Origin of the sequence: Streptomyces sp. NBC_00158 (assembly GCF_045160885.1) — a bacterium.
Classification (GTDB): Bacteria; Actinomycetota; Actinomycetes; order Streptomycetales; family Streptomycetaceae; genus Streptomyces.
The window spans coordinates 526866-540410 of sequence record NZ_CP108161.1; the positions used below are offsets into that span (position 1 = coordinate 526866).

6 protein-coding genes, 1 tRNA gene and 1 pseudogene are annotated in these 13545 nt (G+C 65.4%); 6 read left to right on the forward strand and 2 right to left on the reverse strand.

Annotated features, from left to right (window positions below; translation table 11 throughout):
• Positions 1 to 352: 352 nt before the first annotated feature.
• A complete protein-coding gene (locus OG553_RS02305; protein WP_405977324.1) occupies positions 353 to 7843 on the forward strand; it encodes a ricin-type beta-trefoil lectin domain protein in 7491 nt (2496 codons plus the stop codon).
• Positions 7844 to 7898: 55 nt separating this feature from the next.
• Here the strand turns inward: OG553_RS02305 and OG553_RS02310 are convergent, their stop codons facing one another.
• Positions 7899 to 8555 carry a hypothetical protein gene (locus tag OG553_RS02310; protein WP_405977325.1) on the reverse strand — a complete coding sequence of 219 codons (657 nt, stop codon included), beginning with the start codon at positions 8553 to 8555 and terminating at the stop codon, positions 7899 to 7901.
• A 178-nt stretch (positions 8556 to 8733) separates the two neighbouring features.
• Between OG553_RS02310 and OG553_RS02315 the strand changes: the two genes are divergently transcribed.
• The 3 genes and pseudogenes from OG553_RS02315 to OG553_RS02325 all read left to right on the forward strand — a co-directional run bounded on the left by OG553_RS02315 (position 8734) and on the right by OG553_RS02325 (position 10781).
• On the forward strand, positions 8734 to 9108 hold the full coding sequence (locus OG553_RS02315) for a hypothetical protein (RefSeq protein ID WP_405977326.1): 375 nt from the start codon (positions 8734 to 8736) through the stop codon (positions 9106 to 9108).
• 331 nt (positions 9109 to 9439) lie between these two features.
• Positions 9440 to 10195, forward strand: a pseudogene (locus OG553_RS02320) (phage tail tape measure protein).
• Between the two features lie 319 nt (positions 10196 to 10514).
• The gene (locus tag OG553_RS02325) at positions 10515 to 10781 is read left to right on the forward strand and encodes a hypothetical protein (protein ID WP_405977327.1); all 267 of its coding nucleotides are present in this window, start codon (positions 10515 to 10517) and stop codon (positions 10779 to 10781) included.
• A 294-nt stretch (positions 10782 to 11075) separates the two neighbouring features.
• Here OG553_RS02325 and OG553_RS02330 read toward each other — a convergent pair.
• Positions 11076 to 11152, reverse strand: a tRNA-Trp gene (locus tag OG553_RS02330).
• Positions 11153 to 11282: 130 nt separating this feature from the next.
• Here OG553_RS02330 and OG553_RS02335 point away from each other — a divergent pair.
• The gene (locus OG553_RS02335; protein ID WP_405977328.1) at positions 11283 to 11741 is read left to right on the forward strand and encodes a DUF4352 domain-containing protein; all 459 of its coding nucleotides are present in this window, start codon (positions 11283 to 11285) and stop codon (positions 11739 to 11741) included.
• Between the two features lie 116 nt (positions 11742 to 11857).
• Positions 11858 to 13507 carry a GMC oxidoreductase gene (locus tag OG553_RS02340; RefSeq protein ID WP_405977329.1) on the forward strand — a complete coding sequence of 550 codons (1650 nt, stop codon included), beginning with the start codon at positions 11858 to 11860 and terminating at the stop codon, positions 13505 to 13507.
• Positions 13508 to 13545 lie beyond the last annotated feature (38 nt).

Below are 13545 nucleotides of genomic sequence, written 5' to 3' on the forward strand. Positions count from 1 at the left end.
CCTGCTCCCCCCTCGGGCCCGCGGATCGCGACCCTCGGTACTCAGACAACAGCTCCGACTTCCTCCTGGAGGACCAGAGGTCCGTGCCCTGAAGCACCTTCCAGGCGCGGGTCGCGCGAGCTGAGCATGAACCATCAGGTAGGCCAGGTCACCCCCTGACCTGGCATTTCAGGCTCCGGTATGGGGGATACGGCACGTTTTTCGTGAAGTATTCACGGGTTAAAGTGATAAAGGCCACACCGGATATCGGACTATGGATTTCACGGTCGGCAGACCTGAGAATCAGCTGGCTATTTGTCAGTTTCCTGCCACACGTGTGTCTTACATCGTGGGCAGAGCGTGGGGGGTCTACATGTCGCCGTTCTCGGCGCATAATTTCCGCCTGCCCGGAAACAGGAAGGCGCGTGCGAGACGTACGCGCCTCGCCGGGCGTACCGGCATCACCTTGTCCGTGATGCTGGTGGCTACGTTGCTTCCTGTCCAAGCATGGGCAGCACCACCGGGGTCCCGAGATGGCGTCCAGCTGCCCGGCCTCCAGGAAGACATCAAGGCCAAGCTCGACAAGATCGAGGCGGCCAAGCTCGCAGGCTGGGCTGGGGCTCCCGTCCAGCCGCCGCCTGAGTACGAGCCGTCGAAGGTCACGCCGCCATCCGGTGGTACAGCCAGCGTCGCCCTCTCGGGCGATCAGCTCGTGCAGGCGGGCACGCTTCCGGTCAGCATCGGCAAGGCCTCGCCCACCGAGGCGAACCCAACCCCGCCGGCCCCGTCCGGAACCTGGTCGGTGGCAATCGAGACCCGTGCCGCCACCGAGGCCGCCAGCGTCGACGGCGCGCTCATCAAGGTGACCCCACCGGCCGAGGGCTCGACACCAGTAGATGTCCAGCTGGACTACAAGAAGTTCAAAGACCTCTACGGCACTGAATGGGCAACCCGTCTTGAGCTGAAGCAGCTCCCCGAGTGCTTTCTGACCACCCCAGATCTCCCGGAGTGCTCCGTCGCCCAAGATGTTCCCAGTGTCAACGACCCGGCCACGGGCACGGTGCGCGCGACCATCGACCCGGCCACCGCTCCCAGTCAAGGCATGCGCACCATGGCGGGCGGCAGCGGCGGGCCCACCGTCCTGGCTGCATCCGACGGCGCCGCAGGTGCGGGCGGCACCTACAAGGCCACGTCCTTGTCCCCTTCAGGTTCCTGGTCAGCGGGCGGCAGCGGCGGCGGCTTCTCCTGGTCGTACCCGCTGAACGTTCCTCCCGCGCCCGCAGGACCGGCGCCAACGATCGCCTTCGGATACTCGTCGCAGGCAGTCGACGGCAAGACCTCTGTCGCCAACGGTCAAGCATCCTGGATCGGCGACGGCTGGGGCTATGAGCCGGGCTATGTCGAGCGCCGGTACCGTTCCTGCGCGGATGACCGCAAGGCCAGCCCGTCCGCTCCGAACAACGACAACGGCACGGACAAGAAGAAGAACGACTTGTGCTGGGCCGGCGACAACGTCGTCATGTCCCTGGGCGGCTCCACGACCGAACTGGTCCACGACGCAACGACCGGCGCCTGGGTCCCTGCTTCGGACGACGGTTCCCGGGTGGAACGCAAGACCGATGCGAGCGTCCCCAACGGCGCCAAGGACGGCGAGTACTGGGTCGTCACCGCGCGGGACGGAACCCGCTACTTCTTCGGACGCCACGACCTCGACGGCGCGGGCAGTCGCCCCGTGACCAACTCGGTCCTCTCCGTCCCGGTCTTCGGCAATCACCCCGGAGAACCCTGCTACCAGACCTCTTTCGCGGCCTCGTCGTGCATGCAAGGCTGGCGCTGGAACCTCGACTACGTCGAGGACGTCCACGGCAATGCCATGATCATCGACTGGGCCAAGGAGACCAACCGCTACGCCAAGAACGGCAAGTACAAGGAACCCGTCTCCTACATCCGGGCCGGCTACCCGACCCAGATCACGTACGGCCTGCGCACCGAGAATCTGTCCGGACCGCCAGCTGCCAAGGTCGAGTTCGCCGTGGCCGAGCGGTGCATCAAGGAAGGTACCGCCCAGTGCTCCGACGCCGAGTTTGAGGGCAACAACTACGGTGACAAGCAACCCTGGTGGGATACACCGGCCACCCTCCACTGCAAGGCGGACGCCAAGGACTGCTACAGCGGCGCGCCTACGTTCTGGACACGCAAGCGCCTGACTGCTGTCACCACCTACGGCCAGCGCACTCCAGGCTCGACGGCATTGTCCTTGGTGGACCGGTGGACGCTCGCGCAGTCGTTCCCGAGGCAGCGCACGGACACTCACCCGCCGCTGTGGCTTGAGTCGATCACCCGGACCGGCTACGGCACCACCAAAGACGGCGCGGGCAACCAGGAGAGCGTCTCGCTCCCGCCTGTCTCCTTCCTGCCCAATGTCCGGGACATGCCCAACCGCGTCGCGACGAGCGCCACCGACGCAACCCCGGACTTTGACCGCCTGCGCGTGGAGACCATCCGCACCGAAACGGGCGGCGAGATCTCCGTCGGATACTCCGCTCCCTGCCCCGTCGGCGGGACACACCCCAAGCCGGAAGAGAACACCACTCGCTGCTTCCCCGTCCACTGGTCGCCGGACGGTGAGCTGGAGAAACTGCCGCTGGAGTGGTTCAACAAGTACATCGTCGACAAGGTCACCGAGAAGGACCGCGTCTCCCGACAGCCCGACGTCACCACCAGTTACACCTACGAGGGCGACGCCGCCTGGGCCAAGGACACCGACGAGTTCTCCAAGCCCGAATTGCGCACACACAGCCAGTGGCGCGGCTACGCCAGTGTCGTGGTGAGCAAGGGCGTCACCGCCAATGCGGGCAAGAGCGACGCGACCGAGCAGTCGCAGACCCGCACCCGCTACTTCCGCGGCATGTCCGGCGACGCCGGCCGGCCCAAGATCACAATCAAGGACTCCACCAACACCGAGGACCTCGGAGAGGACCTCCTCCAGTACCAGGGGAACGCGGCCGAAAGCATCACCTACTCCAAGGCAGGTGGCAGCGTCGTCTCCCGTGTGCTGACCTGGCCGTCAAGCCAGAAGACGGCAAGTCGTCCTCGTGACGGCACCACCCCCCTGGAGGCCTTCAGAGGTAGCACCGCTCGTACGGACACCATCGAGAACACCAGCGGCGGCAAGTCCCGTATGGTCCGTACTCGAGACACGTACGACACCGCCTACGGTCTGCCAACTACCAAGCAGACCGAAGTGCTGGCGAACAACGGGGCCAGTTGGTCCACGGTTGAGCAGAACTGCACCACCACCAGCTACGTCCACAACACCAGCCAACATCTGGTCGGCCTGCCTCACAGGGTCCGCAAGACCCAGGGTGATTGCACGCAGACAGCGACGGGAACCGTCCTTGGAGACTCCCGTACTTCTTACGACGCTCTGAACGCCTTCGGGAGCGCCCCCACTAAGGGGCTCGTCTTCCAGATCGACACCCTCGACGCGGCGGGCACTGGATGGATCACCAGTACCCGCACCGAGTACGACGGCCTCGGCCGCGCCGTCAAGTCCTACGACGCTGTTGGCAACGTCTCCTCCTCGGCATACGCGCCGGCCGCAGGGCCCGCGTTCTCCGTAACGCAAACCAATGCCCTCGGGCAGTCCTCAACCGTTCGGGTCGACCCCGCCCGAGGTAGCGTCCTGGAGGCAACAGATGCTAACGGGCACAAGGCCATAGCCAGCTATGACAACCTGGGCCGATCCTCTGCAGTCTGGAAGGGCTCCCAGAAGCCGGGCACGGACAAGGCCACCGTCACCTTCTCTTACCAGATCTTGGAGCACGAGGCTCCAGCGGTCACCACCAGCACGCTGCAGGACGATGGCACCTACACACAGGCCGTCACCATCTACGACGGTTTGCTGCGCCCGCGTCAGACCCAGGGCGAGGCCCTGGGCGGCGGCCGACTGATCACGGACACGCTGTACAGCGCGAACGGCACTGTCCGCCGGACCACCAGCGCCTACTACGCCGAAGGTGCTCCAACGAAGAAGATCTTCGTTCCGGAAACCATCTTCCAGGCGCCAAACTCCACCGAGACCGCCTACGACGGTCTTGGCCGCATTGTCCGCACCACCACCCTCCACTCGGACATCCCTCAGCACTCGGCCACAACCGAGTACGGAGGCGACTGGACCCGCAGCCGCACCGGGCTCGCCCCCAATGGCGCCACCCCCATCAAGGGAAGCCGTGCGGTGGAGACCTGGACCGACGCCCTCAACCGTACGACCGAGGTCCGGCACTACACTGCCACCGACCTCACCACCTCGAACAAGACCACCTATTCCTACGACATCCGCGGCAACCTGGCTAAGGTCACAGACCCCGCCGGAAACCAGTGGACCTACGGCTACGACGCCCGTGGCCGCAAGACCAGCGCAACCGACCCCGACATGGGCACCTCCCAGTTCGGGTTCAACAACCTCGACCAGCAGATCTGGGCCAAGGACTCCAGCGGCCGCACCCAGTACACGACCTACGACGCCCTCGGCCGTACAACCGAGCTGCGCGACAACGCAGCCGACGGACCGCTCGTCTCGTCCTTCACGTTCGACACCCTGCCAGGCGCGAAGGGTCACCCCGTGGCCTCCACCCGCTATGAGAACGGTGCCGCCTACACCAACGAGGTCACGGGCTACGACGGCGAGTACCGTCCAACCGGATCCAAGATCACGATCCCTGATACCCCCGCAGCAAAGGGCCTGGCTGGCACTTACACCTACAACACCACCTACACCCCTACCGGCAAGGTTCAGTCGACCACCCTCCCGGCGACCCCAGGCGGCCTTGCGGCGGAGAAGCTGGTCACCAGGTACAACGTTGACGGCATGCCCCAGAGCCTCTCGGGCCTTGCCTGGTACACCGCAGACATCAAGTACAGCCCGTTCGGCAAGATCTTGCGCACCGCTTCGGGCAACGCCCCGAACCGGGTCTGGACTACCAGCCTCTACAACCAGAACACGGGCCAGCTCACTAACCAGATCACCGACCGCGAGACCGGGCCGAACCGCATCAGTGACGTGTCCTACGGCTACGACACCGTCGGCAACATCACCTCCATCACTGACTCTCAGCCGGGCGGGCGCGAGGACCGCCAGTGCTACGCGTACGACCCTATGGGCCAGCTCATCAAGGCCTGGACAGGTAAGTCCGCGGCCTGCACCGGCCCCTCCCTCGCCGACGTCACCTCGGGTCCTGACGGTGACGGCTTCTGGCAGGAATACCAGTTCGACGCGATCGGCAATCGCACCAAGCTGGTCAACAAGGACCTGACCAACAGCGCACTGGACGACGAGACCACCTACACCTACGGGGTCACCCTCACCGGCGGCGCGCAGCCGCCCCTGAAGACCCAGCCTCACGCCCTGTCCAAGACTGAGAAAACCACCCGTACCCCAAGCTCCACAGCAACGTCGCTCACCGACTACACCTACGACGCGTCGGGAAACACCAAGACCCGCCGGATCGACGGTGACACCCAGACTTTGAACTGGGACCGCCGTAATAAGCTCACCTCCGCCACCAGCCCCGGGATCGGAGCCGTCTCCATCATCGGCGCCTCCGGTAAGTGCTTCGACGTCGAGTACGGCGGCACGGCCGACGGTACTCCGGTGCAGATCTACCCCTGCAACGAGACCAAGGCCCAGCAGTGGCGCCTGACCGGCGACACCGTCCGTGCCCTGGACAAGTGCCTCACCACCAGTGGCAGCAAGCTGGTCCTGGCCACCTGTGACGGCAGCGACAAGCAGAAGTTCGTCTACCGCGCTGGCGACAAGTCGCTGAACAACCCCGCTACCAACCAATGCGTCGATGTCCCCAACAACGCCGCAGACGGCAGCGACCTCCAGCTCTGGTCCTGCAACGCCACCGGACCACAGCAGTTCGCCTTCGACAACACCACCACGTACGTCTACGACGCCGGCGGCAACCGCCTCATCGAGGAAACCGGCAGCTCCCGCACCCTCTTCCTTGGCGAAGCCGAGATCACGGTCAACAAGGCGGGCCAAGCCCTCGACGCTGTCCGCTACTACAGCGGCCCCGGCGCCACTACCGTCCGCCGCACCAGTGGCAAAGCCACCAACCACCAGCTCAGCCTCCAGACCGCCGACCACCACGGCACCGCTACCACAACGGTCGACCAGAGCGCCGGCCAGGCAATCACCCGCCGCAAGTCTGATCCCTACGGCAACCCCCGCGGCACCCAGCCTGGCAACTGGCCCGGAAGCCACGGGTTCCTCGGCAGCGGCATCGACGACACCAACACGGCACTCACTCACATCGGCGCCCGTGAGTACGAATCCACCACCGGCCGGTTCATCTCCGTCGACCCCCTCATCGACATCGCCGACCCGCTCCAGATGAACGGGTACACCTACTCCGCAGGCAATCCCATCATGAACGCAGACCCCAGCGGCCTGCGCAGCGAAGAATGCGGAACTCTCTACAACTGCGGTTCCAAGGGAACCATCACCTTCGGCAACACTCACGAAATCGAGTACCGGAACGACGACGGCGCCTATTTGGCGAGAAATCAACACGTCAACAGCAACCGCGGGTATAGCCAGGTTTCAAATGACGTCTGGCGAAGAGACAACGGCACCAATAGCGGCTGGGGTGTCAAGGTCAAAAGTACACAGCGCCCCCAGCGCCAGGTCCCGGCCAAGATCGTAGCGATCAAGATGAAGGCAGACCCGGTCTCGCAGGCCATCGCAAACGCCATTGCAGGACTCGGCAGCAGCGTGGCGCACGCTTCATCCCTGTTCGGCTGGACTTTTGATGGTGACTGCTGGGGACAAGGAACTGGAGAAAGCGGGGCAGGCGCTCCCGGTTGCGACTACGGCGGAGAGTACGACAACTGGATGCAGTCAAACGGAATCGACACAGGTTCCGACGCCTACCAAATTCCTGGATTCCTCGCCGACCTAGCGGGACAAGGCCGCAGCGGTACTGGCGACTTCGTGATGCCAGGAAAGCTCCCCGGCGGCAACTGCTTCCCCGCCGGAACACTGGTCAAGATGGCCGACGGGTCGACCAAAAAGATCGAGGATCTCCAAGTCGGCGATGAAGTACTTTCCTCAGATCCCGAATCCGGCGAAAGAAGATCCTCCACTGTAACATCGCTGCTCCAGCAGGCCGGGCAGAAGGAACTCAGTTCACTCTCCCTGGAGACAGTGGATGGAACCCAGGAACTAATTGCCACCACGGGACACCCCTTCTGGTCTCCGTCCGAGCAAGCATGGATTAACGCCGGAGACATCCAGCCTGGATCGACTCTCCTCACTGATAGCGGGCAGAGCCTCAAGGTCACAGAGAACAAGCCTTTCACACAGGTAATCACTACCTACAATCTCACCGTCGCCGATCTGCATACGTATTATGTACTGGCAGGCGATACAGCAGTCCTGGTTCATAACGCTATCTGTCTGCAGGGCGGCCTGCTCGCAGCCGAGGAAGCCAAGAGTGTTTTCGGAGATAAGGCCGGCAATCTCACCGGAATTCTCTATCTCGACGAATACATGGACGACGGACAGCCAATCACAAGCGGATCCAAAAATGGTGGCGAGACAATGGTGCCTGATTTTGTCCGCCCACCAGGCTCCACCACCCAAAATTTCCACCACCTGGAGTCTCAGGCGGCTTCAGAAATGGCAAGGATGAGCGCAACAACTGGGCACCTCTTCATAGCCGACAACAAACCGCCCTGCGGCGGATGCCACGATAAGCTGCCCATCATGCTCCCGCCGAACACTTCACTCAAGGTCACGTACGGAAGACCTTCCGGTGGATCAATAACAATCACATACAGGGGAGCTAGCAACTAAGCTGAAACAGCACTAGGGGCTACGGCGAGCATCGCCGTAGCCCCTAGTGCTTTCCTCACGAGGATGAAGAGTTCAACCACTCAACCCCTTGAACCCCGTTCAAGTAGTCGAGATCGCTCGCGGTAATTGCACCGATATGAATCTCGGAGTGGCCGGGCAAATCACCCCAAGGGGCCCGATCTTCCATCGCAGGCCCAACCTCGGCAATGATCCCCTCGCAGAGAAAAACCCGATGCCCTGGGCGCGGCCAAAGCCAGCCGCCGAACGCAACCTCGCGCAACGGTGTTACAACATCCGGCAGGAGCCGGTCCGGAAAGCTGCTGCAAGAACGCCAATGGGGAGCCATATGAGCAGACTCCTGCACGGCATTATGAATGATAAATTCCGCGAGCCCTTCCTTCGAAGTCACCCACTCCCCGTTCGGCTGCCCCTCCAAGACAACTGACGGGTTATTCACATCGAAGGCCCAGGATTGATCGCCAAAGTCTTCCATGAATACAGCCCTGCCGCCCTCAACGGTGATTCGCTCCGGGGCGATCATTTCCTTTAGCCTCACCAGCGGTGGGGACCATTGCGACGAAAACTCATGCCATTCCCTTAGCGGGGCTGGGAGCCAAGAACAACTCGATGGCAGCTTCACAACAGGTCTATCGGCCGGGCCATGCCAGTCCTGAATGAAGGACTGCAAATCAATCTGCATTGGATCCAGCATGCGAAAATTCCCTCCGGAGTAACTCGGTAAGCATCATCCGATAGAAGTCGAATCAAGTATCCGACATTTCGTGCGATTCTGTTACAGCTGACGAGTGAGACACCCGCCGCCTTCGCCAACGAGCAGTTTGCCAGGTGAACCACGGGTCATCGAAGCTGCCCAAACCAAGGCCCGGACGGTGTTCCAGGAGGCGCGGTACGGCAAACGCAGTCAGACCCTGCCCTCGCTGATCTCTGGCTCGCTCCTCGCACAGACCCACGACATCGCCCCCGCCTACGTCCTGATCGCACAGCTCGCGCTCATGAACTACCAGGGTCCCTTCGGCATCACAGCCGAGCGAGCCCAAGTCCAGGCGAGGCTGTTAGGCAATCCGGTAGTCGTGGCAGGTCTGGGCTTTGACCTTGCGGTGGAGTTCGACGAGCCGCTGGCCCGGCTTCTTCCCGACAGGCCGCACTCTGGCACACGTACGCTGGCCATCAACAGCGCGCGGGCCTCGGCCGGCGCGCGCCGTGTGGGGCGGCAGGGGCGCAACGGAAGGGGCGCGGGGAGTTAGGGCACCGGACCGGTGTCGTCCTACACGCTCAGCGTGCAGATGCGCGCTGACGCCGCGAACCTGCTCTCCAGCATCCGAGGCGCCTCCGGCGCCCTCCGTTCCCTCGGCCGTGATGTTGACGCGATCCACCGCACCCTGGGCCGCGCCAGCTCCGGCGCCTCAGGGCTCCGTGGGATCGTCTCCGACGCCGACGCCGCACGCCGAGGCCTACGGCAGGTCGGTTCGGACGGCGACACCTCGATGCGGCAGCTGCGCCGGGGCCTGCTCGGCGCCCGGCAGGAGGCCCACCACCTTCGGAACCTTGTCGTCGGCGGCGGCATCGTCTCCGGGCTTGCGGAGATCGCGAAAGGAGGGCAACGAGTACCAGCGCGCGATCCAGAAGTGGGGTGCTGTCACCGGGGCGTCCGGCCAGGAGATGGTGATGGCCGCGGCCAAGGCCCGCGAGCTCGGCTCCGACCTGAACATCCCCGGTCCGTCGGCGGCGAAGGCTGCGGACGCGATGCTGGAGCTGGCCAAGGCCGGCCAGACCGCAACCTCGTCGATCGCGAACGGGCGTGCCGCGATGCAGCTGGCGGCCGCCGACAACCTGTCCGCAGCCGATGCCGCCAAACACCTCGGCGACATCATGGACCAGTTCGGGCTGAGCTCGAACCACGCCGGCCGTGCCGCTGATGTCCTGGCGTCCGGCACGAACACGGCGTCCGGTGGGCTGTAGGACATCTACTACGCGATGTCCTACACCGAGCCCGTCGCCGCGCAGCTCGGCGTGTCCATCGAGGACACCGCGACCGCCGTCGCGATGCTGGCCCGTTCCGGCATCCTCGGCTCCAAAGCAGGAACGTCTCTTCGCGGCATCTTCACCAACCTGGCCGCGCCGACGCAGCGGATGAAGGAGGGCCTGGCCGAGCTCGGCATCGAGGTCTGGGACGCGCAGGGGAACTTCAAGGGCCTGCGCTCGGTCGTCGAAGGGTTCGAGGAGGCGGGCCAGCGGCTCAACCCCAAGGACTTCGCGGCGGCGATGTCGAAGGTCGTCGGCAAGCCCGCCCTCCAGGGTTGCGCTGGCGCACCAGGGCACCGAGGCGTTTGACCAGATGCGGACTGCGATCGGCCGCACCGGCGCGGCCGGTGAGATCGCCGCCTCCCAAACGAAGGGGCTTGCTCGTGCGGTCACCCAGCTGAAGAGCCGGTGAAAGACCACGGGCCAGGTCCTGTACACCTCCGCCGCGCCGGGTCTGGAGAAGGTCACCCGCCTGCTCACGTCGGGCCTTGGCGCGGCGACGCCGAAGCTGGCCGGCGGGCTGGACTACCTGCATGACCTGTACACGCTGGCGAGGCCGTCGGCGTCGGCGGCCATAGCGGAGGGCCTCGACGCGATCCGGGATGCCGCCGGGGGCCTGGGCGGGCCGTTGAAGGACCTCGCGTTCGACTCGCTCGCCTCCGCGATCAACGTGGTAATCAACGCCGGCCGTGCCGGGCTGGACATCCTCGAGAACCTGGGCGAGGGGCTGTCGCCGGTCGCGGAGGCGCTGGCCGAGGTCACCGGTGAGGCCGAAGACGCGATGCACGACTACAACCGCCTGTGCGCCGAGTGCGCCTGGCACCCTGGCCAGCAGCGCGTGGTCCTACCCGGCTATGGAACCTCCATCCGCACGTTCGTGAACGCTGAACGGTAGTCACAAGTTTGATTGGGTAGCCGCCCCAGTGACGCTGACCTGCACCGATACAGAGGGGCCCGAGGGCCAGGCGGCCCGGGCACGCTCAGATGCGCGCGTCGTCGAGGTCTCGGAAGAAGGCCGGCACCTACGGGGGACGCAACCTGAGGCCATCCGACGACGAATAGGGACGTGGGCACCGCCACCACGCACCGGTGGATCCCCCTTGTCCCCAGCCTGTCCCCAGGAGAAGACAAAACGGACTTCTGGAGTGCTCTCCGGAAGTCCGTTTTCGATGAAATGCCTGGTCAGGCATGGCAGGGGTAGCAGGATTCGAACCTACGACATCTGGTTTTGGAGACCAGCGCTCTGACCAGCTGAGCTATACCCCTTCGGTGGGAGACACCCTGCCATGAAGCGGCCGGAAGATCCAATCCATTTGCCGCGTCGCCGGTGGCGGGAGCGGGGTGGGCGGAGGATCGTGGGCGGGGAGGGGGCGGGCCGCCGATCCCTGGAGGAGCCGTGCGCCACCGTTCGGGGCGTCTGCTGGGGCCCCTGCTCGTGCTGCTGCTCGTCGGTGCCGGGCCCGACGGGTCCGGGGAGACCGTGTCCCTCGACGGGGACCGGCCCGGGGAGCGGCTCGACGTGACGCTGACCCGGGTCGTCGACCCGGCGGGCCGCGAGGGCGGCGACCGGCTGGTGGCGGTGGAGCTGCGGCTGGAGAACACCGGGACGGTGCCGTACGAGGACTCCCCCGCGCCGGCGTCGCACCTGCTCGACAGCGAGGGGCAGCGGTTCACGGGGACGGGCGCCGCGACCGGGGCCGGGCCGAGCCTGCCGGAGACCGTGACCCTGGAGCCGGGTAGCTCGGCCTCGGGTTTCGTCACCTTCCGGGTTCCGGAGGGTGCCGCTCTGGCGGCCGTGCAGTTCGCGCTGGAGGCGGGGCTGGGGGACGACGTCGGGCACTGGAGCCTGTCCTGAACCGCGGCGCGTCAAGGGGACGGAACCAGCCGGAAGTTACTGCGACGCGTGTAGTGACTTAGCAGGCGTTCGCCAGTAGAACTTGTTCCCACTCCGTCGAGAGTGAGGAACGTCACATGAGTGACAAAAGCCTGAACAGCAAGGTTTCCAAGGGTGTTTCCCGCCGCGGATTCATCGCTGGAACTGGTTCTATTCTCGGAGCACTGGCGCTGACGGTCAACGCCATCCCGGCCCACGCCGAACCGGCCACCGCCGCCGCCACCGGCCCCATCGAATCCGGGGCCCGCGTCCCCGTCCTCGTGATCGGCACCGGCTACGGCGGTTCCGTCGCCGCGCTGCGGCTCGCCCAGGCCGGCGTCCCCGTCCACATGATCGAGATGGGGATGGCCTGGGACACCCCCGGCAGCGACGGCAAGATCTTCGCCAACACCACCAAGCCCGACTACCGCTCGTACTGGCTGCGCACCAGGACCAAGGCGCCGCTCAGCAACTTCCTCGGCTTCCCCATCGACAAGGACGTCCCCCGCCACACCGGCATCCTCGATGCCGAGGAGATGGGCGGCATCATCGTCTACCAGGGCCGGGGCGTCGGCGGCGGTTCGCTCGTCAACGGCGGCATGGCCGTGACCCCCAAGCGGCAGAACTTCGCCGCGATCCTGCCCTCGGTGGACGCCGAGGAGATGTACCGGACCTACTACCCGCGGGCCAACGCCGGGCTCGGGGTGGGGCTCATCGACCCCGCCTGGTTCGACACCGTGGACTGCTACCAGTTCGCCCGCGTGGGCCGCAAGCACGCCCAGCGCTCCGGGTTCCCGTTCGTCTTCGTCCCCGACGTCTACGACTGGGACTACATGAAGCAGGAGGTGGCCGGCACCGTCCCCAAGTCCGCGGTGGACGGGGAGATCCTCTACGGCAACAACGCGGGCAAGAAGTCCCTCCAGCAGACGTACCTGGCCGCCGCCCGCGCGACCGGGAAGGTCACCATCTCGCCCCTGCACCGGGTCACCACCGTCTCCCCCTCGGACGGTGGCGGCTACACGGTCGTCATGGAGCAGCTCGCCACCTCCGGGGACGTCCTCGCCACCAAGACCGTCACCGCCGACCGGGTGTTCTTCGCGGCCGGCAGCGTGGGGACCAGCAAGCTGCTGGTCCGGCTGAAGGCGACCGGCGCGCTCCCCCGCCTCAACGACGAGGTGGGCAGGGGCTGGGGCGACAACGGCAACGTCATGTGCGGCCGCGCCAACCACATGTGGGACCCGACGGGCAAGGTGCAGGCCTCCATCCCCTGCGGCGGCATCGACAACTGGGACGCGGGCGGCGCCTTCGCCGAGGTGGCGCCGCTGCCGACGGGGATAGAGACGTACGCGTCCTTCTACCTCTCCATCACCAAGAACCCGAACCGGGCGCGCTTCTCCTGGAACGCGGCGGCGGGGAAGGTGGAGCTGGACTGGCAGACGGCGTGGAAGCAGCCGTCCATCGACATGGCGAAGACCATCTTCGACAAGATCAACGCCAAGGAGGGGACGATCTACCGCACCGACCTCTTCGGCACCAACAAGGTCTGGGGCGACCACCTCACCTACCACCCGCTGGGCGGTGCGGTGCTGGACAAGGCCACGGACAACTACGGCCGCCTGCACGGGCACCCGGGCCTGTACGTCATCGACGGAGCGCTGATCCCCGGAAACACCAGCGTCAACCCGTTCGTGACGATCACGGCCCTCGCCGAGCGGAACATCGAGAAGATCATCGCCACGGATCTGTGAGCGGGCCCCCGAGCGGGGCCGCTCCCGGGGCCGTCCGG

Excerpts from the sequence above, each read along its gene's own strand:
- OG553_RS02305 (WP_405977324.1), top strand. The coding sequence starts at position 353 with ATGTCGCCGTTCTCGGCGCATAATTTCCGCCTGCCCGGAAACAGGAAG.
- OG553_RS02310 (WP_405977325.1), bottom strand. The coding sequence starts at position 8,555 with ATGCTGGATCCAATGCAGATTGATTTGCAGTCCTTCATTCAGGACTGG.
- OG553_RS02340 (WP_405977329.1), top strand. The coding sequence starts at position 11,858 with ATGAGTGACAAAAGCCTGAACAGCAAGGTTTCCAAGGGTGTTTCCCGC.